This is a genomic window from Actinocrispum sp. NPDC049592, from assembly GCF_040675465.1.
Lineage (GTDB): Bacteria > Actinomycetota > Actinomycetes > Mycobacteriales > Pseudonocardiaceae > Kibdelosporangium.
This window is the reverse complement of record NZ_JBFAPA010000012.1, coordinates 256,266-276,838: the sequence shown is the minus strand read 5'-3', so window position 1 is coordinate 276,838 and position 20,573 is coordinate 256,266. Positions and strand designations below refer to the sequence as shown.

Sequence of the window (20,573 nt, the reverse complement as noted above, 5' to 3'; positions counted from 1 at the left end):
TGGTGTCCAGCGCGCGTTTCGGAGTGAACTACACCCCGTCGGTCGGCTGGTTCCACCATTGGCTGGACTTCGACCTGGACGACGTGCGGGCCGACCTCGACTCCCTGGCGGGGCTGGGACTGGACCACATCCGGGTCTTCCCGCTGTGGCCGGTGTTCCAGCCCAACCGGGCCGTGGTCCGGCCGCGCGCGGTCGACCAGCTCGTGTCCCTTGTGGACGCGGCTGGTGAGCGTGACCTCGATGTGGTGGTCGACGGGTTGCAGGGACACCTGTCCAGCTTCGACTTCCGTCCTTCGTGGACGGTGACCTGGCACCGGCGCAACCTCTTCACCGATCCGGCGGTCGTCGCCGGCCAAGCGCACTACCTCCGGACGCTCGCCGAAGCCCTGCGCGACCGGCCCAACTTCATCGGCATGAGCCTGGGCAACGAGTTCAACCAGTTCTCCGACAAGCCGCACCCGGACGCCGATCCGGTCGGCGTCGACGAGGCCGCGGACTGGCTGACCGGGTTGCTGGCCGCCTGTGAAAGTGGTGCGCCAGGCGGCTTTCACACGCATTGCGAGTACGACGCCGTGTGGTACCAGGACGGTCACCCTTTCACGCCTGCCCATGCCGCCCGGCTCGGGGCGGCGACGAACGTGCATTCGTGGGTGTTCAACGGAACCGTGCAGCGGTACGGCCCGCTCTCGACCGCCAGCGTCCGGCACGCCGAGTACCAGGTCGAACTGGCCACTGCCTGGGCGGTGGATCCTCTCCGGCCGGTGTGGTTGCAGGAAGTCGGGGCGCCCAGCCCGCACGTTCCGGCCGATCTTGTCCCGGAGTTCGCCGCGCAGACCATCCACAATGTACTTACTTGTTCGTCGTTGTGGGGCGTCACCTGGTGGTGCTCGCATGACGTCTCGCGCGAGCTGGCCGACTTCCCGGAGCTGGAGTACGGCCTGGGTTTGCTGACCTCTTCTCGTGAGGTCAAGCCGATGGCCCGGCGGATCGCGGCCGCCATGGCTTCGGAGCGGGAGCCTGTGCCACGGCAGACGGCGTTGGTGCTCGATGTGGGGGATGAGCGGACCGCTCCCGGCCGGTCGGCCTGCGGCCCGGGTGGCGAGTTCTTCGAGGCGTGGATGGCGTTGGCGGACAAGGGGGTCCGTGCGGCGGTGGTGCTCGCGTCGCGAGTCGGGGACACTGAACACCTTGCCGCACGCGGCATCACGGACGTGGTGGAGGTACGGGCCGATGCACGATGACCGCAAGCTCGTCGAGGACCGGATCACCCGGGTCCTTGCCGAACGCATCAAACCCGCAGTCTATCCACGGTTCGTGCCGCTCGATCTCGCGGTGTGGAACGCGCCCGGTGAGCCTGTACCCGTCGCTGAGGGGCTGAGCGCCGACTATGAGACCTGTTCTGTTGGCTACCAATGGGGTCCGGCGTGGGGAACGAGCTGGTTCCGGATCTCGGGAACGGTTCCCGGCGAGTGGGCCGGGCAGACCGTGGAGGCCATCGTCGACCTCGGCTTCGACGAGAAGATGGTCGGCTTCCAGTGCGAAGGCCTGATCTACCGGCCGGACGGTACCCCGGTGAAAGGCCTCAACCCACGCAACATGTGGCTGCGCCTGGAACCGTCCACAACGGACGTTCTGTTCTACGTCGAGGCGGCCGCGAACCCGGTCCTGTTGGACTACCACCCCTTCCTGCCCACTGAGCAGGGCGACCGGCTGACCTCGTCGGCAGAGCCGTTGTACCGGATCCGTGCGGCCGCGTTGGCCGTGTTCGACCGTGAAGTCTGGCAGCTGGTGCAGGACATCGAGGTGCTCGACCAGCTGATGCGTGAGCTTTCGCCGGACAGTGCCCGGAAGTGGGAGATCCTGCGTGCTTTGGAACGCTGTCTGGACGCGATCGACCTCCAGGACGTGAACGGGACCGCGGCCGCGGCCCGCGACTTGCTGGTCGACGTGTTGGGGCGGCCTGCTTCGGCGAGCGAGCACCGGATTGTCGCGATCGGACACTCGCACATCGACTCCGCCTGGCTGTGGCCGACCCGGGAGACGGTCCGCAAGGTCGCGCGGACCACGTCGAACGTGACCAACCTGATGGACTCGCATCCCGAGTTCCTGTTCGCCATGTCGTCGGCCCAGCAGCTCGCCTGGATCGCCGCACATCACCCTCGGGTGTTCGAGCGGGTGAAGGCGAAGGTGGAGGCCGGCCAGTTCATCCCGGTGGGCGGGATGTGGGTGGAGTCGGACACCAACATGCCCGGCGGCGAGGCGCTGGCCCGGCAGTTCGTGCACGGCAAACGGTTCTTCGCCGACCAGTTCGGCATCGAGACCGAGGAGGTCTGGCTGCCGGACTCGTTCGGCTACACCGCCGCTTTGCCCCAGCTGGTGGCCTTGTCGGCGTCGAAGTGGTTCCTGACCCAGAAGATCTCGTGGAACAACGTCAACAAGTTCCCGCACCACACCTTCACTTGGGAAGGCCTGTACGGAACCAGGATCTTCACGCACTTCCCGCCCGCGGACACCTACAACTCCGAGCTGTCCGGCAAGGAACTGGCCCACGCGGCAAGGAACTTCCGTGAGAAGGGACGCGCTTGCGTCTCACTGGTGCCGTTCGGGTGGGGCGATGGCGGCGGTGGGCCGACCAGGGAGATGCTCGCGCGGGCCTCGCGCCTGTCCGATGTGGAGGGTTCGCCGCGGGTGAGCATCGAGCCGCCCAGCGAGTTCTTCCGCCGTGCGCAGGCCGAGTATCCGGATGCCCCGGTCTGGGTGGGCGAACTGTACCTGGAGTTCCACCGCGGCACGTACACCAGCCAGGCCAAGACCAAGCAGGGCAACCGTCGCAGCGAACACCTGCTCCGCGAGGCCGAGCTGTGGTCGGCCACCGCCGCCGTCCGGGTGGGTTTCGAGTATCCCCATGCCGCGCTGGACCGGATCTGGAAGGCCGTGCTGCTCAACCAGTTCCACGACATTCTGCCCGGCTCGTCGATCGCGTGGGTGCATCGCGAGGCCGAGGAGACCTACGCGGCGGTGGCTGCCGAACTGCTGGAGATCATTTCCGCCGCCCAGCAGGCTTTGGCGGGGGAGGGCACCCAGGAGATCGTGTTCAACGCCGCCCCGCACGCGCGGGACTCCGTGCCCGGTGGTGGCGCTTCGATCGTTCCCGTGTTCGACGGCCCCGCTGTCTCGGTGAGTGAGTCCTCGTCGGGATTCCTGTTGGACAACGGCGTCCTTCGCGTGGTCGTGTCCCCTGCCGGGCTTCTCACTTCGGTCTATGACATCGCGGCCGACCGGGAGGTGTTGGCCGGTCCGGCGAACTTGCTGCAGCTGCATCCCGACTTCCCGAACATGTGGGACGCCTGGGATGTCGATGCCTTCTATCGCAACACTGTCACGGAGTTGTCTGATGTGGACAGTGTAGTGCTGGAGGCCAAGGAACCCGGCCGGGTGTCCCTCCGGATCAGGCGGTCGTTCTCTCAGTCGAGTGTGTCCCAGCTCGTGACCCTGCGTGCCGGGGGGCGCCGGGTGGACATCGACACCGACGTCGACTGGCATGAGTCGGAGAAGTTCCTGAAGCTGGCGTTCCCGCTGGATGTCCGGGCCGACCGGTCGGCCTCGGAGATCCAGTTCGGACACGTCTACCGGCCCACGCACACCAACACCAGTTGGGACGCCGCCAAGTTCGAGATCTGCGCGCACCGGTGGGTACACGTGGGCGAGCCCTCTTATGGTGTCGCTTTGGCCAACGACTCGACTTACGGGCACGACATCACCCGGACCGCTTTCACCACAACGGTTCGGGCTTCTCTGTTGCGGGCGCCGCGGTTCCCGGATCCGCGGACCGATCATGGCCCGCACCGGTTCCGGCATGCTCTGGTCGCCGGGGCTTCGATCCCCGATGCCGTGCGGGAGGGCTACCGGATCAACCTGCCTGCCCGTGTTGTAGCCGGTTCGCGGCCGGTTGCCCCTCTGGTGTCCGTCGACAATCCCGATGTGGTCATCGAATCGGTCAAGCTCGCGGATGATCAGTCGGGCGATGTCGTGGTGCGGCTGTACGAGTCGGCTGGTGGGCGGGCGCGGACCCATTTGACCGCTGGGTTCCCGTTGTCCTCGGCGGTGTCCACGGACCTGTTGGAGCGGGAGTGGCGTGAGCCTGTCTCATACTCGGTGACTTCGGACGCGATCTCGTTGCGGCTGCGGCCTTTTCAGATCCTCACGCTGCGGCTTTCGCGTTGAGTTTCTCGTCGACGAAGGCGACTTTCGCGATGGACTGCTGGTACATCCGCAGCGCCGGGTCGAGATTGATGTGGCCGAACTCCAGCATGGTCCGCAGGCTGTCCAGTTCCGCGTTGGCCGCTTCAGCCGCCGTGACCTTCCCCGCGTGGTTCTGCGACCGCAACAGGTTCGTGCACACAGCCGCGACCACCGAAACCGCCAACGCCAGATAACACAACAACCGCCAGACAACCGAATCCGTCGCGAACCCCACACTGTCCTTAACAGCCCCGGCAAACCCCTCCCCACCCACCGCCGGCCCCGCGGTGAAAACCGCGGCCAACGCACTGCTCACCACACTCACCACCCCCAACCGCGCCGACCGCGGCCGCGTGTGGTCGAGAAACTCATCGACCTCCGCCCGCCGCCGCTCGATCCGCGCGATCAACCGTCGCCGCGCCTCAGCATCATCACCATCGTTCACAAACCCGAATAATGGCCCCCGCACCCCACCACGACCACCCCTCCGGCAAGACTTGGCCACAAAGGAATCCCCAGCAACCCCAATAAGTTCACCACCCCCAACCCACCCCACAGCCCTGTCAGCGAGCACCGCGATGCGCCCCCACCACCCTCAGCCGCGCGGCAATCGTGCCTGTCCCGACGCCGCGATCGTGCCGGTGAGGCGGGGGTCCTGCCCGCCGGGCACCGCAATCGTGCCGGTGAGGGCGGGGTTTCCTGCCCGTCGGGCACGGGATCGTGTCGGTGAGGCGCGGATTCCTGCCCGTCGGGTACGGGGTCGTGTCGGTGAGGGTGGGGGTCCTGCCCGTCAGGCGCGGGATGTGCTTGCCGTGCATCCGCGATTGAGGCCGCCAGTGCCGTGATGGCTTCTGCGTGCCCGGACAGTTACTCGCCTGTGTCGCCGCGGTTCGCACCGGGCTCGCAATCGCTGCTGTGGTTCCCGCGTGTGCGGCTCCTGCCGTCTGGCGTGGGTGCCAGCTCAGTTGGTGCCGCAATGGTTCAGGGCCGCACGATGTGCTCGCCGTCGCTGTCGTGGTTTCGACAATCGCTGCGATGTTCCACCAGGTGGCTAGAGCGTCGCCGAAGCTTGGCGATGGTCTGTGCGGGGATGATTCACAGGTCCGCGATGAATCTGCCTGGGCCGGGGCGCCGTGGCTCCTGTCAAGGCGCGCCAAGGGCCGTCTGCCGGCCGCCGGCAGGGCCGCGGCCTTGCCTCCGGCCCCCGAAATCCACGCTACCGCACGCCACCGACAAGATCGGCGGACCAAGATCGCCGCGACCGCGGTTGTCCACAGGGGCGACACCCATTCCCGGTCACCGTGCAGTTGTTCCGCTACTTGAACTCGGCGGATATCCATGGGACTGATGGGGGTTGGCTATGGGGGATTTCGCGCAATGTGTCGAGAGGGTATCTCAGTATGGTCGGATCATTGGTTTAGGGAATTGGTTTGTAAAACGCTTTTTGCTCCGTTCAGTCGGATGTCTTCGGCTGGGGGTGGGCTACTGTGCGTGTAGCGCCTCGATCGTAATTGATCAGCATCGGAAAGGTGCCCCCCATGATTAGCACCCTGCTCTCGCTTGCCCTCGCCACCGTCGCGGTGGTCCCGCAAGCGGCCGCGCCCCGGGCGGTGGGTGAGGACGAGGTTCCCATCCAACGGGCCATCGTGGAGATCGTCTCCGTCAACGGCTCCGGGTGTCCCGCCGGGACAACGGACGTCGCCGTCGCCGACGACAACCTCTCGTTCACCGTGTCACATCGGTCGTTCATCGCCAAGGCGGGCGGCGGGGCTGAACCCACCGACGCCCGCAAGAACTGCCAGCTCGCGCTGGACGTCTTCGCGCCGAAGGGATTCACCTTCGGTATTGCCAGCGCCGAGTATCACGGCTTCATCAATCTGCAATCGGGCGCGACTGCCGCCCAGCGAGCCCTCTACTATTTCCAGGGTAGTGCGAACACGACAGTCCGCACGCACCCGTTCAAGGGCCCGTTGCGGGACGACTGGCAGTCGGTCGACACCACCGACCCGGCGTCGATCGAGTACGCACCCTGCGGTAACGACCGCCTTTTCAACATCAATACCGAATTGCGGGTCAATGCCGGCTCGTCGAACCCCTCGGCCACGAGCTGGATCTCCATGGACAACCCCGACCGCAATCCGGTCGTCCGCTACCACTTCGCGTGGAAGCGCTGCTGACACCGTCGTTGCTGAGATCACCGATGTGAACCGCGACCCGAGACCCCCAGCCTCGGGTCGCGGTCTCAGCCCATGATCCGCACGTACCGCCGCGGCATGTACAGCCGCTGCGGGTAGAGCTGGACGCGGTAGGTGGTACCGGAGTCGCCCGCCTGCTCGAACCCCCAGTACGAGTTGCGGCTGGCCCACCGGTCGAAGATGACGACGTGCCGGGTGATGTTCGTGCCGTCGCTGCGCAGCAGCACGTCGCCGGGCAGCAGGTCCTTGTGGTGCACCGGGTAGCTCACCGCCGCGAGCCCGAACGTGTTCAGGCCGCCGTCGCGCAGCATCGGGTGGCCGGGCAGGCCCCAGGCCATGGACACGTAGCCGGAGCAGTCGGCCCGGTAGCGCCCGTACTGGTTGGTGTGCAGCTCGGTCTGGCTGTAGGGGACCTCTTCGGTGAGCCAGCTGCGCGCCCGCTCCATGACCTGGTCGCGGGTGACGTCCGGGCCGAGCAGAATCCGCGACTCACTAACCCTCGTTGCCATGGTCCTTGCCTTCCCCAAGTCGTTCCGATCTCTGACATGGAGAAGCTTCGACCTCGCGCCTATAGATCGCCTATAAACGCGCTAGCCATCCCTCTGGCGAGGATTCCCGCAGCTCAGCGGCCTCGCGCCCGCCCACAGAGGTCATCAGCTCCAGAGCACGCGCCCAGTGTGCACCAGCGACATCCGGGGTCGCCACCGAGGCCGCCGCGAGGTCCCGGAGGGTCCGCGCCTCCCACAGCGGCAGCCCAAGTTCGGACCACCGTTCCAGCGCCTCGGTCAGCAGCTCCCGGGCCCGCGCGTGGTCGCCGAACGCCAGCGCCGCCTCGCCCATGGTCCGCACCGCGAGCGCCAGCCCGAACCGGTCCCGGTGCGCCAGGAACACCTGATGGCAGGAGTCGAGCAGGTCCGTGACCGGCTTCCGTTGCCGCAGCAGGGCTTTCGCCAGCGACTGACGCGCGTACGCCGCCCCGAGCGCGTCTCCGGCCTCGCGCAGGATCACCTCGGCCTGCCGGCTCTGGTCGGCGGCCTTGCCGAACTCCCCGGCCGCCCGGTGGCACAGGCTCACCCCGCGCAGTGCCAGGCCTTCGCCGCGTTGGTCACCCAATTCCCGGTACAACGCGACACATTTGTCGAACGACTGGGCCGCGGACGCCAATTCCCCCAGATCCCGTTTGATGGCACCGAGGCCGTACTGCGCCGCGGCGGTCACCCCGGCATCGCCCGCGCGGTCGGCGAGCTCGCTGCCCGCCAGCAGGTGCGCGATCGCCGGATCGAACTCGCCCAGCTCGCGGTGCACCGTCCCCATCCCGACCCGCGCGACACCCTGCGTGAGGTCGTCCTCCGCGGCCTCGGCATGCACCCACGCCTGATGGAAATGTGCCATGGCCGAGGAGAAGTCGTCCTGCTCGTACCGCAGCTGCCCCAGGCTCGCGTGCACGGTCGCCAGCTCCTGACGCGTCTGGGCCGCGCTCAACGCCACGTCCAGGATCCGCTGCCAGCCGTCGAACTCGTTGCGCACCGCGAACGGCGACGCCAGCAGCGACACGATCAGCATGATCGTCGCCCGGTCGACGCCCAGCTCGTGCGAACGCTCCACCGCGCGCACCACCGCGGCCGTCTCGGACTTGAGCCACTCGGTCGGATCCTGCTCGACCTCGTAGCGCAGTCCCGGGTCGATCTTCTCCTGCGACGCCGACGGGCGCAGGCCCAGCGTCACCCGGGGCAGCTGCCGGGCGCCGTACTCGACCAGGCGCATCCACGTGGTCAGCAGGCGGTTGAGCGCCGGCCCGAGCGGCTCGTCCGCGCCCTGCTCCGCGCCGAACAGCTGGATCAGGTCGTGGAACCGGTAGCGCACGCGCCCGAGCGAGTCGATCCCGACGACCTCCAGCAACCGCAGGTCGACGAGGTGCTCGACGATGTCCTCGGCGGCGCCGGGGGTGATGTCCAGCAGCGGCGCGGCCAGCCAGGCGCCGAAGTCCGGCAGGTCCAGCCGGGTCAGCAGGTGGAACGCCGTGCGGTGGTCCGGGCCGAGGTCGGCGTAGTTGAGCTGCAGGCTGGACCGGATGGCCAGGTCGCCCACGGCCAGCTCGTCCAGCCGTCGCCGTTCGTCGGACAACCGGCCGGCCAGCGCCCGCACCGGCCAGTGCGGCCGCGCCCGCAGTTTCGCCGCGGCGGCCCGGATGGCCAGCGGGATCCCGCCGCACAGCCGCGCGATGGTGGCCGCGGCCTCGGGTTCGGCGTTGATCCGCGGCGCCCCGACGATGGTGCTCAGCATGGTCACCGACGCGTCCGTGCGCAGGAAGTCCAGCTCGATGACCTCGGCGCCCTCCAGCCCGGTCAGCCGCGACCGGCTGGTGATGATCACCAGGCAGCGCGGCGATCCCGGTAGCAGCCGCCGGACCTGGTGTTCGCCGGTGACGTTGTCCAGCACGACGATCAGGCTGCGCCCGGCCACTTTCCGCCGGTACAGCTCGACCCGATCGTCCACAGTGTCCGGTAGGTCGGCGCCGGACACCCCGAGCGCGCTGAGAAACCGCCGCAACGCGTCCCGCACGCCGAGCTCGGGATCGGCCCCGCGCAGATCCGCGAACAGCTGGCCGTCGGCGTACTTGCCGGCCAGCAGGTGCGCGGTGTGCACGGCCAGCGCGGACTTCCCGGCCCCGCCGAACCCGGACACCACGACGGTAGGGGTCGCCGTGCGCGGCTTCGCGATCGCCTGTTCGGCCAGACCGACCAGGAAGTCCAGCTGCTCGTCGCGGCCGGTGAAGTCGCCGATGTCCGGCGGCAGGTGGCGCGGCGTGGTGTAGGCCGTTTCGGTGACGAGCGGGTCGAGCGTTCCGGTGAGGACGTCGTTGTGCAGCTGCTGCAACTTCTCGCCGGGTTCGACGCCCAGCTCGTCCAGCAGGTGCTTGCGGCCTTCGCGGTAGACCGCCAGAGCGTCGGCCTGCCGCCCGCTTTCGTACAGTGCGCGCATCAGCACCCCGCGCGCCTCTTCACGCAACGGGTGAGCCGCGGTCACCTTTGCCATGCGGGCGGCGGCTTCGGCGGTGCGGTGCTGGGCCAGTTCGCAGCGCGCGAGTCCTTCCTCGACGGTCAGCCGGTCCTCTTCCAGCGCCACGGCACGGTTTCGGGCGAAGTCCGCGTCGACGCCGCCGAGCGCCGAGCCACGCCACAGCTCCAGCGCTTGTTCGTACCGCGTGGCCGCTTCGGCGTAGTCGCCGTCGCGCTCCAGCCGCCTGCCCGCGCTCAGCAGCTGGGCGAACGCCTCGAGGTCGTTGTCCTCCGGCGCGATGTCCAGCCGGTATCCCGGTGGCTGGGTGACGAGAACCGAGCCGTTGCCCGCGGTGGTGAACGCGCGCCGCAGCGCGGACACATAGGTATGGACCAGTGCGGTCGCCGACCGCGGCGGGGTCTCGTCCCAGATGGACGAGATCAGCTGGTCGATGGAGACGACCGCACGCGGGTTGGTCATCAGGGCGGCCAGCAGGGTCCTCGGCTTGGCACCGCCGAGCGGGACCGGCTTGCCGCCGGCCCGCAGCTCGACCGGACCGAGCATCAGGACGCGCACACGATCATTATTCCTCACATCGGGTGGTCTTCCAGATACTGCGCCCAGACCTTCTTGGGAACACACATCCGCCACGCATCCACCACGAGCTCGCGCAGTTCGTCGGAGTCGATGGCCGAAAGCCAGACGCAGACCCAGTTGTAGCGCATGTCAGAGGCCCTCGGCAGGTGGAACTTGGCCGGTTCGCCCGCGACCAGAGCCGCGCGTTCCTCCTTCGGATAGCCGAAGCCCATGACCGTCTCGTCCCGCGACAGGGCCGCGAAGACGATCCGGCCCACCCGGAACTTCGCCCGATCGCGCACGTACGCCTGGTACGCCCTTGGCAGCTCCAGTGCGATTTCGCGCACGTCATCCCCAGTGACCATGCCGTTCATCATGCGCGCAACCGGCGTCCGCCACCAGTGTCCACAGTAGATATTGGCCGGAAATCCCGTTGTGCCTGGATACACAGGGCTGAAGGATGATGGGGTGACTGTGGAGAACCCTGCCCCGCTCCGCCTCCGGCCCCTCATCCCGCTCGCCACCCTGAGCCTCTCGGTCGGTATCGCCGGTGCGCTGGTGATCCCGTTCCTGTCGCTGTTCCTCACCGACGGGCTGCACGCCGGCCCGGTCCAACTGGGCGCCTTCCTGCTGGTCGTACAGATCGCGACGGTGATCGTGAGCACAGTGCTGGCCAGAGTTTCCGATTCACGGGACATCCGCCGCACCCTGCTGCTGGCCGGAGCCGCTGCCGGTACCTGCAGTTATGTCCTGTACGCCGTTGTGCGCGACTACTGGACGCTGCTGCTGGTCGCCTGCACCCTCGTGCCGGTCGCCTCCTCGCTGTTCCCGCAGCTGTTCGCGTACGCCCGGCAGTCGTTGCAGCGCACGGGATCGGCGAAGGTGCCGCAGATCATCGGCAACCTGCGCATGCTCATCTCGCTGGCGTGGGTGGCCGGTCCGCCGATCGGCGCCGCGCTGATCGGAGTAGGTGGGTTCGCCACGTTGTTCGGCGTCGCCGCGGTCCTCTACGGAGCCGTTGGCCTGTCGGTCATCCGCCTCCCAGATGTTGGGAAAGCGGACAAGACCGCCACTGTGTCCGACGAAGCCGCGGCCCCGCCGCGGGGAAACGTCGCGCTGAGCTTCGTGGCGTTCGGCCTGATGGCGGCGGCCAGTTCGCTGGGCACGTCCGCGCTGCCGTTGTTCGTCACGTACGACCTGCACGGCTCGACCGGGGACGCGGGCCTGATCTTCGGCCTGTGCGCCGCCCTGGAGATCCCGATCATGATCGGGTTCAGCTACCTGACCGGGAAGACCGATCTGCACCGGCTGGTTCTCGCCGGGCTGGTGGTGGCGCTGGCCTACCACGGCGTCATGGCGTTGACGACAAGCCCGTGGCAGATCGCCGCGGCGCAACTGCTCAACGCCACGGTCATCGCGTCGGTGATGGGTGTGGGCATCAGCTACTTCCAGCTGCTGGCGCCGGACCGGCCCGGGCACGCGACCACGTTGTACGCCAACACGAACACGGTCGGCGCGATGCTGGCCGGCCCGCTGCTCGGTGTCGCCGCGAAGTTCGGCTACCGCAACGCCTATCTGATGACTCTGGGGATGGTCGTCGCCGCGGTCGCGCTGATGGTCATCACCCGGCCGCGCCGGACGGTCTGACGACGGTGGAAGCACCCGGCCAGGGGCATGCGGGCTTTCGCGCGATTCGCGTTGTATCAAATCCGCCACGACTGGGTACCCGCTCGCTCGTGACTCCAATCGAGGTGGTCCGCGCGGACGGATCCACCGCACATGTGACCGTGTCCGGCGAGCTCAACCTGGCTACCGGTGACGTGGTGTTACGGAAGCTCTCCAGCCTGATCGACCGGGGTTATGTCCGGTTGAGCGTCGACGCGTCCGAGGTGAGTTTCTGCGACTCCAGCGGCCTGGGGGCGCTGCTGCGCGCACGGGCCCGGGCCACCGCGGTCGCCGGGAGCCTGTCGCTCACCGCGGTCTCGCCGCAGTTGCGCAGAGTGCTTGAGATCGCGGGCATTCAGAAGCTGTTGGTGGCACGCTAAGACCCGTTCGGCTGATCCCGGTCGCGCCCATCCTGCTCGTACTGTGAGGTAGGTCTCATCGGTGCGGCTGTGGGGAGTTGGGCATGCGAACCGGTTTGAAGCTTGGACTGTTATGCACCTTATTGGCATCTTCGGTGGTGACCGCCCCGCAGGCGTTCGCCGACGATCGGCCGACAGCGGTGGTCTCGTTGGGGGACAGCGCGATGTCGGGCGAGGGTGCCGGCGACTACGAACCCGGGACACGGGGTGAGAACGGCGACTGGTGCCATCGCTCGGTGCACGCGATGATCCACCGCACCCAGCTGGCCACCAACACTTTCAACCTGGCCTGCTCGGGTGCGGACTCCGCGAACGTGTCCCTCGCGAACACCTCGCACTACACCGAGGGTTCGCAAGCCCAGCGCCTGGTTGACATTGCTCGCGCCAATCGGGTGACGGCGGTCCTGGTTCAGGTGGGGACCAACGACGAACCGGCGTTCGCGGACACGCTCGTGGGCTGTATCAAGGAATGGTTCAACCCGTTCAGCAGCGGCTGCGCGCCGAAACTGCGTCAGCAATGGCCGCAGCGGCTGGCCGCGATGGCACCGCGGGTGACGGCCGCTCTGACCGACGTGCGGTCCGCGATGCGCCAGGCGGGGTACGCGGATTCCTCGTACTCCTTGGTGTTGACGTCCTACGCGTCGCCGCTGACGGAGAACATGGACCCGATCCTGCATGGCCCGCAAGGCTGTCCGCTGAAGCTCAACGATGCCAAGTACGCCCGCACCGAAGCCGTTCCGCAGCTGAGCGCCGCACTCCAGGGCGCGGCGGCCAACGCGGGCGCGAAGTTCCTGGACTTCTCCCGTGCCACCGAAGGACATGAGGCCTGCAGTGGCGGCGACAGCTCGGCGAACGAGTGGCAGCGGCGGCTGACCGTGGACCCGAAGGCGTTGGTGTACGGCGGGCTGGACGCGATCGGCATCCACCTCGCGCAGGAGTCGTTCCACCCCAACGCGACCGCGCATGGCCAACTGGGCCGCTGCGTCACCGAGTTCGTGAACAGCGGCGCCAACACCGCACGGTGCCTCGTCGGCACCGACGGCAACGTGCACTCGGTTCAGAGCGCGGCGAGAGCCTCGCGTGCCTGAGCGCGGAACTTGTCCACATTGGCCAGTTTGACGTCTTCATAGCCACGCACGACGTCGTAGAGCGACACCAGCGCTACGACGTCGTGCAGGTTGTCCTCGGTCAGCTTCGCCACGGCCTGGCCGACGAGCTGCTGGTACTCCTCGATCAGCTCCCGCTCCAGGCGGCGGACCTTGGCGTAGCCGAAGATGTCCGCCTTCGTGCCGCGCATCCGGCGGGCCGCCCGCAACGCCTTGAACACCGGCGTCGCGGTCCGCCGGAGCCGGATCTTGCGCTTGAGCCCCATGGCTTTGAACACCGGCGGGTGCAGCAGCACGGACACCGACGCGTCGGGGCCGAACTCGGCGTCCCGGCGGGCCCGTTCGACGGTGTCCAGGTGCAGCCGGGCGACCTCGTACTCGTCCTTGTAGGCCATGAACCTGTGCAGCCCCTTGGCGTACTCGATCGCCACCTCGACGCCCGCCTTGCCGACCCGCTGGGCGACCTCCTGCACGGCGTCGAAGTAGCGGCGGGCGTAGGCGGCGTCCTGGAACTCGATCAGGTCCGCGACCCGGGTGCTGAGCACCTCGTGCAGGTCGCCTTCGGTGTCCTGGGCGAGCGCGCGGGCCTCGGGCGTCACGGTGACCGTGGCCGGTACCGGCCGGGTGACCGCGGCCTGCACAGCCCCGGGATCGACGACAGCCGCGCGGCCCCAGCGGAAGGCGGCCAGGGACTTCTCCACACTCGCGCCGTTGAGCCGGATCGCCTGCTCGATCGCCTCGGCGGTGATCGGCAGGCAGCCGTGCTGGTAGGCCGCGCCGACCAGCAGCAGGTTCGTCGGCATGTGGTCGTCGAACAGCGCCTCGGACAGGCCCTGGGCGTTGAGGTAGAGGTTGCCGGTCGCCCGGGTGGCGGACTCGAGCCGCTCGATCGAGTCGTCCGGTGACCCCGGGACGACGACCCGGTTGGTCACCATCGCCGCGGTGGGCACGATCGCGGTGTTGATGACCCCGATCGTGTGGCCCGGCCTGCACACCGCGAGGTTGCTGTCGTCAGCGCAGCCCAGCAGGTCGAACCCGATGAGCACGTCCACGCCGCCGCGGGAGGCCCGCAGCGAGCCGGTGATCGGCTGCTTGGCGATCCGCACGTCGCTGACCACCGGGCCGCCCTTCTGCGCCAGCCCGGTCTGCTCGATCCCGGCCGCGTACCGGCCGTCGATCCGGGCCGCCATCTGCAGGATCGCGGACACGGTCACCACGCCGGTGCCGCCGATGCCGGGCATCCGCAGCAGGGTGCCGTCGGCGGGCACGCGCAGGACGGGTTCGGGCAGCTCCACGGGCAGCGCCGGAACCTCGCGCTTGGCCTTGGTGCCCGGTTCGACGAGCAGGAACGACGGGCAGTCGCCCTTGAGGCAGCTGAAGTCCGAGTTGCAGGAGGCCTGGTGGATCTTGGTCTTGCGGCCGAACTCGGTCTCCACCGGCTGCACGGACAGACACGTCGAGACGTCCCCGCAGTCGCCGCAGCCCTCGCAGACCCGCTCGTTGATGACCACCTTCTCCTTGGGCGTCGGCAGGGTGCCGCGCTTGCGCAGCCGTCGTTCCTCGGCGGCGCAACGGTCGTCGTGGATCAGGATGGTCACGCCGTCCATAGCGGACAGTTCGCGCTCGACGTCCGCGAACTCGTCGCGGTGGCGGACCGAGGCGATCGGGTCGAGCGTGACACCGCGGTACTTGCGCGGCTCGTCGGTGGTGACGACGATCCGCCGGACGCCCTCGGTGGCCAGCAGGCGGGTCAGCGCGGGCACGTCCACCCGGCCTTCGGCCTTCTGCCCGCCGGTCATCGCCACGGCGTCGTTGTAGAGCAGCTTGTAGGTCATCGAGACGCCCGCGGCGATCGCGGCGCGGATGGCCAGCGAGCCGGAGTGGTGGAACGTGCCGTCGCCGAGGTTCTGCACGAAGTGGCGGTCGTCGGTGAACGGCGCCAGCCCGATCCACTGGGCGCCTTCTCCGCCCATCTGTGTGACGCCCAGCTGCGTTCCGCGACCGTCGCCGTCGAGCGCGACCATGGCGTGACAGCCGATTCCCACCCCAACGAGCGTGTCGTCGCCGGTTCGGGTGGACGTGTTGTGCGGGCAGCCGGAACAGAAGTACGGCGTGCGCTTGTCGATCGTCGGCAACGCCAGCCGGGCCGGCCTGATCTCGATCGGCGGCGAGGGCAGCCGGTCGGTGCCGACCCGCCGGGCCAGCGCGCGGGCGACATCCTCGGCGCCGACCTGGCCGCGGGCGCTGAGCAGCGGCTTGCCGGTCTCGTCGAACTTGCCGATCACGTTGGGCGCCTGCGGGTGGCGGTAGAGCGCGTCGCGGACCAGCGTCTCCAGGAACGGGTTCTTGTCCTCCACCACGAGGACCTCGTCCAGGCCGCTGAGCAGCTCGGTGACGGCCTCGCGGTCCAGCGGGAACGGCATGGCCAGCTTGATCAACCGCAGGCCCAGGGCGTCCAGCTCGGGCTCGTGCAGGCCGAGGTCGCTCAGCGCGCGCTGGACCACGGCGTAGGCGGTGCCACCCGCGATGATGCCCAGCTTGGCCTGGCGGGCGCTGAATGTGATCTTGTTCAACCCGGCAGAGCGCGCATACGCGCGGGCGAGGTTGAGCCGGCGGGTGAGCATGTCGTGCTCGACGTCGACGGACACCGGGCCGACCAGGATCGGGTTCAGCGCGCGGCTCTCGGTGGCGGGCATCGGGATCCCGTGCCGCAGCGCGCCGACGTCGATGGTCGCGGAGGCGTCGGCCACGTCGGCCACGATCTTCAGGCCGGTCCACAGGCCGGTCGCCCGGGACATCGCCACCGCGTGCAGGCCAAGCTCGATGACCTCGGCGACCGAGCCCGGCGCCAGCAGCGGCATCGACAGGCTCTGGCACATCGGTTCGCACGAGCTGGGCAGGGTGGAGGACTTGCTGGCCGGGTCGTCGCCGATCAGCGCGACCGCCCCGCCGAGGGCCGCGGTGCCCGAGACCACGCCGTGCCGGATGGCGTCCGCGGCCCGGTCCAGGCCGGGGTTCTTGCCGTACCAGAACCCGGTGACCCCGTCGTGGCGACGGCCCGGCGTCTTGTCCAGCAGCTGAGTGCCCGCCACCGCGGTCGCCGCCAGCTCCTCGTTCAGCCCGGGCTGGAAGACGATGCCGTCGAGAACCTTGCGCGCCCGCGCTAACTCCAGGTCCAGCCCGCCCAGCGGCGAACCGGGGTAGCCGCTGACGAAGATCCGGGTGTTCAGCCCGCGCGACTCGTCCAGCCTGCGCTGTTCGAGCATCAGCCGCACCAGCGCCTGCACGCCCGACATCAGCGCCCAGCCGGTGCCGGCCATGTACTTGTCGTCGAGCGACACAGAGGTGTCCATCGCGGGCTCCACGGCGTTGGAATGGGGGTTTGGCGATAAGGGAACATAGTCAACCACCCGGCTCACAAGGTGTTGACGCAACCAGGCCACCAAGACGCAAACTTTTGTACCCTGTGAGACCGTTCGCACATATTCCTTGCGTCACAAGGCCGGGGAGGGACCATGCCGGTGGACGTGGACGAGACCGACCGCAAGCTGCTGGCGCTGCTCAAGGCGGACGGCCGCCGCACCTACTCGGACATGGCCGACGAAGTGGGTCTTTCGGTCGCGGCCGTCAAACGCCGGGTGGACCGGCTGCGCGAAATCGGCGTGATCACGGGTTTCACCGTCCAAGTTGACCACACCAAACTCGGCTGGGGCGTGCAGGCCTTCACCGAGCTGCGCTACATGGGCACCACGCGCGTGAACGAGATCCTGCAGACCGCCGCCACGGTTCCCGAGGTCCAGGCCGTCTACACCATCGCGGGCGACCCCGACGCGCTCATCCAGGTCCGTGCCCGCGACATGAGCCATCTCCAGCAGGTGATCGACACGCTGCGTCATGTCGGCAACGTCACAGGCACCAAAACCCTCATCGTCCTTGGCGCCTGGACCACCGACGAACCCCAATTCCGGTGAAAGAAACGGTTTTCACGAAACCACCCGTATGTGTCCGGTCACTGACAAAAATGGGTTGGGCCGAACGGTCCAATGTGGATCGGCTGTTCGGTCCACTCGGTCCGGTGGGATGCTCAAGTCGTTGCGCGCCAACGGGTCCTGATACGCTTCTCGGCCGGTCCACCCCTGCCGGACCGCCGTCCGGCCTCCACGGTAATCGGAGGCGGGGAGACCGACTTGAGTACCACGACCGCCGCACAGCTCGGCGAATTCCGGCCGTCCGGTAACACCGTTGACAAACGCGAGCAGAATGGTTTCCGCACCGATGTGCAGGCGCTGCGCGCGGTCGCGGTGCTGGCCGTCGTCGTCAACCACCTCTGGCCGGAGTCGCTCACCGGCGGCTATGTCGGCGTCGACGTCTTCTTCGTCATCTCCGGGTTCCTGATCACCTCGCACCTGGACCGCGAGATCATGAAGACCCAGCGGCTGCGGCTCTTGCGGTTCTACGCCCGCCGGGTCCGCCGCCTGCTGCCGGCCGCATTCCTGGTCATCGGCCTGAGCGTGGTCGCCGCCTACTTCCTGTTGCCGTACCCGTGGTGGTCGTCCACCACACAGGAGGCTGTCGCCAGCGCCACCTACTGGGAGAACTGGCTGCTCGCGGCCAACTCGGTCGAATACTCGAACCTGACCCGCGCGGCGAGCATGTTCCAGCACTACTGGTCACTGTCGGTGGAGGAACAGTTCTACCTGTTCTGGCCATTGCTCCTCTTGCTGCTCTACAAGGTGCGCGTGCGGCGGGCGAAGGTGATCGGTATCGCCGTTGCGGGTGCCGCCTCGTTCGCGTTCTGCGTCGTCTTCACGGATTTGTCGAAGAGCCAGGCCTACTTCGCGACCCCGGTGCGGGTGTGGGAGTTCGCGATCGGCGCGCTGATCGCGTTGGCCGGTGCGCGGATCGTGCTGCCCGCGATCCTGGCGAACCTCGCGTCGTTCGCCGGTGTCGTGATGATCGTCGGGTCGGCGTTCGGATACGACCACCACACGAACTTCCCGGGCTGGGCCGCCCTGGTCCCGAGCGCAGGCACCGGCCTGATCATCCTCGCCGGGACGCACACCGCCCGGCAGTGGCACACTCCGGTCTCGGCGCTGCGGCCGGTCCAGTTCGCCGGGAACATCAGCTACTCGCTCTACCTGTGGCACTGGCCGTTGATCGTGCTGGCGCCGTTCGCGTTGCGTGGGGCGCTTGCGGACGGCCGGCTGACCCCGCAGTTGAAGGCCGGTGTCCTGGTGATCTCGGTCGCGCTGGCGTGGGTGACGAAGCTGCTGGTCGAGGACCGGTTCCGCACATGGGCGCCGATCGCGCGCAGCTCGCGGCTCACGTTCACCGGCATGATCGCCGGGATGGCCGCGGTCGCGGTCGCCGCGGGTGTCCTGAACTGGACGTACGACCGGCACGTGGCCCAGGCGGCGCTGGAGATGGGCACCGGCGGCCCGTGCCACGGCGCCGCGGCGCGGGTGAAGGGTGCGAACTGCCCGGACCCGTTCGGGCCGGCGAAGAACGTGAACATGGGGCCGGCCAACGAGTACTGGAACCCGCCGGAGGAGTGCGGGGACCCGGTCGCGGAGTTCGACTTCGACGGCCAGCCCTCCACCCGCTACTGCGACTTCAGCCTCAACGCACCGGGCCACAAGGTGGTGTGGCTGGTCGGCGACTCGCACGCGCAGCAGTGGCTCGGCCCGATCGTGGACCTGGCCAAGGAACGGCAGTGGGAGCTGAAGATCAGCTTCCAGGGCGGCTGCCCGTTCGCCAGGATCCAGTACCGCGGCTACCAGGACACCTGGCCGGAGTCGCTGACCCAGCGGTGCATGGCCTGGACGCCCCGGATCGCGGACCTGATCGCGAGCAGCAAGCCGGACATCGTGTTCACCTCGTTCTTCGCCCGCCAGGAGTACGCCGACGACCACAGCGGCCGGTCCCAGACCGAGCAGTACCGCGAGGGCGTCCAGCGCTACTGGCACAAGTGGACCGACGCGGGTGCCCGGGTGATCTGGCTGGTCGACCCGCCGCTGAACAAGGACGTCCGCGCGGTCGACTGCGTGACCCTGAACCCGCGGACCCCGTTGAAATGCGCGGTCGAACGAACCCAGGCCCAGCCACCAGACCCACTCACGGACATTGTGAAGTCCTACAACGACCCGAACGTGGCCTTCGTCGACCTCACCGACTACTTCTGCGACGAACGCAAGTGCTACGCCGTGGTCGGGAACGTGGCCGTGTACTTCGACGCCAACCACATGAACCTCGACTTCAGCCGGACCCTGCGGCCGATGATCGCGTCGGTCGTGGACAGCTGAGGTCAGGCCACCGAGCCGAGGACCCGCATCACCGTGATCTCGAGGACCACGCGTCTGGGGTTCACGCGGGGGACGCGGTAGCGGCCGGCGTACCGGGTCTCCGCGTCGCGGACCGATTCGGGGTCGTCGCGCAGGACGGCGACGCCTTCGAGGGTGGACCAGCGGCGGCCGTCCACCTGGCACACGGCGACGGGCATCGAGCCGGCCCGGCGGACCTGGCGCGCCTTGGCGGAGTCGCCGGAGGTGATCACCCTGGCGATGCCCTCGTCGACATCGAGCGTCACGCCGACCGGCACGACGTGCGGCGTCCCGTCGGCGCGGATGGTGGTGAGGGTGCTGAGGTGGCGTTCCTGCCAGAACGCGCGGAAATCGGCTCCCCTGTCCTTGGTGACGCTCATGCGGTGAAAGTTAACCGGATTGTGCCGCCGAACGGCACGCGCGTGTCACGCCTCATACAATGTGGTGAAAGTGCTGGTCGCGGACAGTCAGCCGATGTACCTCAATGGACTGGCGACCTACCTCGGACAGACCAGGGACGTGTGCGTGGTCGGGATGGCCGCCACGCCGGCGCAGGCGCTCGACCGGCTGCGTGCCGACCCGCCGGACGTCGCCCTGCTCAACGTGGACATGCTGGCGATCGTCCAGGATGTACCGGATGTCGTGGTCGTCGCGGTCAGTGATCTGGACAAAGAGGAGCATCTCGGCGCGGCGATGGCCGCCGGGGCCGGTGCCTACCTGACCAAGAACGCCGAACCGGAGGACGTGCTCACCGCGATCCGGGTGGCGGCGCGCGGCGGTTTCTTCACCAACGCGGCGGTCGCGCCGAGGATCCGCCGGATGCTCAGCCCTGGCACCGCGTTTCCTCAGCTCACCGCGCGGGAACGGGAAGTGCTCGACCTGCTCGCCCAGGACACCGGCCTGACCGCCATCGCCGGATCGCTCGGCGTCACGAGCAAGACCGTCGGCCGGCACGTTTCCAACATCTGCCTGAAGCTCCCGGCCCGCAGCCAGGCCGACGCGATCCGCATCGCGCGGGCCGCTCGAATCCACAGTAGACAGTAGTCGCCG

The 20,573-nt window shown here is 68.3% G+C and carries 15 protein-coding genes; 9 read left to right on the top strand and 6 right to left on the bottom strand.

The window, feature by feature from the left end:
• Nucleotides 1-2: 2 nt before the first annotated feature.
• Nucleotides 3-1,241 (top strand): glycosyl hydrolase, encoded by a 1,239-nt coding sequence (locus tag AB0J95_RS28940; RefSeq protein ID WP_364764446.1) that lies wholly within the window; start codon nt 3-5, stop codon nt 1,239-1,241.
• Nucleotides 1,231-4,224, top strand: coding sequence for a glycoside hydrolase family 38 C-terminal domain-containing protein (locus tag AB0J95_RS28935; protein ID WP_364764444.1), 2,994 nt, complete (start codon nt 1,231-1,233; stop codon nt 4,222-4,224). The genes AB0J95_RS28940 and AB0J95_RS28935 overlap by 11 nt, the downstream gene beginning before the upstream one ends.
• On the opposite strand, the gene AB0J95_RS28930 is transcribed toward AB0J95_RS28935, so the two are convergent.
• Nucleotides 4,202-4,687: a hypothetical protein gene (locus tag AB0J95_RS28930; protein ID WP_364764442.1), complete on the bottom strand. Its 486-nt coding sequence runs from the start codon at nt 4,685-4,687 to the stop codon at nt 4,202-4,204. The two genes, AB0J95_RS28935 and AB0J95_RS28930, sit on opposite strands and share 23 nt — an antisense overlap.
• 1,093 nt (nt 4,688-5,780) lie before the next feature.
• Between AB0J95_RS28930 and AB0J95_RS28925 the strand changes: the two genes are divergently transcribed.
• Nucleotides 5,781-6,419: a DUF4360 domain-containing protein gene (locus AB0J95_RS28925; RefSeq protein WP_364764439.1), complete on the top strand. Its 639-nt coding sequence runs from the start codon at nt 5,781-5,783 to the stop codon at nt 6,417-6,419.
• Nucleotides 6,420-6,484: 65 nt separating this feature from the next.
• Here the strand turns inward: AB0J95_RS28925 and AB0J95_RS28920 are convergent, their stop codons facing one another.
• From AB0J95_RS28920 to AB0J95_RS28910, 3 genes are all read right to left on the bottom strand, one after another.
• Nucleotides 6,485-6,946, bottom strand: a complete 462-nt coding sequence (locus tag AB0J95_RS28920) for a hypothetical protein (protein WP_364764436.1) — start codon at nt 6,944-6,946, stop codon at nt 6,485-6,487.
• Between the two features lie 70 nt (nt 6,947-7,016).
• Nucleotides 7,017-10,013: a BTAD domain-containing putative transcriptional regulator gene (locus tag AB0J95_RS28915; RefSeq protein WP_364764433.1), complete on the bottom strand. Its 2,997-nt coding sequence runs from the start codon at nt 10,011-10,013 to the stop codon at nt 7,017-7,019.
• 14 nt (nt 10,014-10,027) lie between these two features.
• A complete protein-coding gene (locus tag AB0J95_RS28910; protein ID WP_364764430.1) occupies nt 10,028-10,378 on the bottom strand; it encodes an MmcQ/YjbR family DNA-binding protein in 351 nt (116 codons plus the stop codon).
• Between the two features lie 103 nt (nt 10,379-10,481).
• Between AB0J95_RS28910 and AB0J95_RS28905 the strand changes: the two genes are divergently transcribed.
• The 3 genes from AB0J95_RS28905 (at nt 10,482) to AB0J95_RS28895 (ending at nt 13,185) form a co-directional block, all read left to right on the top strand.
• Nucleotides 10,482-11,660, top strand: coding sequence for a sugar efflux transporter (locus AB0J95_RS28905; protein ID WP_364764428.1), 1,179 nt, complete (start codon nt 10,482-10,484; stop codon nt 11,658-11,660).
• A gap of 89 nt (nt 11,661-11,749) precedes the next feature.
• On the top strand, nt 11,750-12,058 hold the full coding sequence (locus AB0J95_RS28900; RefSeq protein ID WP_364764425.1) for an STAS domain-containing protein: 309 nt from the start codon (nt 11,750-11,752) through the stop codon (nt 12,056-12,058).
• 137 nt (nt 12,059-12,195) lie between these two features.
• Nucleotides 12,196-13,185, top strand: coding sequence for an SGNH/GDSL hydrolase family protein (locus tag AB0J95_RS28895; protein WP_364764422.1), 990 nt, complete (start codon nt 12,196-12,198; stop codon nt 13,183-13,185).
• Here the strand turns inward: AB0J95_RS28895 and AB0J95_RS28890 are convergent.
• Nucleotides 13,155-16,556, bottom strand: coding sequence for an indolepyruvate ferredoxin oxidoreductase family protein (locus tag AB0J95_RS28890; protein WP_364764419.1), 3,402 nt, complete (start codon nt 16,554-16,556; stop codon nt 13,155-13,157). The two genes, AB0J95_RS28895 and AB0J95_RS28890, sit on opposite strands and share 31 nt — an antisense overlap.
• Nucleotides 16,557-16,718: 162 nt before the next feature.
• On the opposite strand from AB0J95_RS28890, the gene AB0J95_RS28885 reads away from it, so the two are divergent.
• Entirely contained in the window at nt 16,719-17,174 is a 456-nt protein-coding gene (locus AB0J95_RS28885) for an Lrp/AsnC family transcriptional regulator (RefSeq protein ID WP_364764416.1), read from the top strand.
• Nucleotides 17,175-17,390: 216 nt separating this feature from the next.
• Entirely contained in the window at nt 17,391-19,505 is a 2,115-nt protein-coding gene (locus AB0J95_RS28880) for an acyltransferase family protein (protein WP_364764413.1), read from the top strand.
• Between the two features lie 2 nt (nt 19,506-19,507).
• Here the strand turns inward: AB0J95_RS28880 and AB0J95_RS28875 are convergent, their stop codons facing one another.
• Nucleotides 19,508-19,903: a PPOX class F420-dependent oxidoreductase gene (locus AB0J95_RS28875; RefSeq protein ID WP_364764410.1), complete on the bottom strand. Its 396-nt coding sequence runs from the start codon at nt 19,901-19,903 to the stop codon at nt 19,508-19,510.
• A gap of 70 nt (nt 19,904-19,973) precedes the next feature.
• On the opposite strand from AB0J95_RS28875, the gene AB0J95_RS28870 reads away from it, so the two are divergent.
• On the top strand, nt 19,974-20,567 hold the full coding sequence (locus tag AB0J95_RS28870) for a response regulator transcription factor (protein ID WP_364764407.1): 594 nt from the start codon (nt 19,974-19,976) through the stop codon (nt 20,565-20,567).
• Nucleotides 20,568-20,573: the final 6 nt, after the last annotated feature.

Excerpts from the sequence above, each read along its gene's own strand:
- AB0J95_RS28920 (WP_364764436.1), bottom strand. The coding sequence starts at position 6,946 with ATGGCAACGAGGGTTAGTGAGTCGCGGATTCTGCTCGGCCCGGACGTC.
- AB0J95_RS28925 (WP_364764439.1), top strand. The coding sequence starts at position 5,781 with ATGATTAGCACCCTGCTCTCGCTTGCCCTCGCCACCGTCGCGGTGGTC.
- AB0J95_RS28890 (WP_364764419.1), bottom strand. The coding sequence starts at position 16,556 with ATGGACACCTCTGTGTCGCTCGACGACAAGTACATGGCCGGCACCGGC.
- AB0J95_RS28885 (WP_364764416.1), top strand. The coding sequence starts at position 16,719 with ATGCCGGTGGACGTGGACGAGACCGACCGCAAGCTGCTGGCGCTGCTC.
- AB0J95_RS28875 (WP_364764410.1), bottom strand. The coding sequence starts at position 19,903 with ATGAGCGTCACCAAGGACAGGGGAGCCGATTTCCGCGCGTTCTGGCAG.
- AB0J95_RS28935 (WP_364764444.1), top strand. The coding sequence starts at position 1,231 with ATGCACGATGACCGCAAGCTCGTCGAGGACCGGATCACCCGGGTCCTT.
- AB0J95_RS28910 (WP_364764430.1), bottom strand. The coding sequence starts at position 10,378 with ATGGTCACTGGGGATGACGTGCGCGAAATCGCACTGGAGCTGCCAAGG.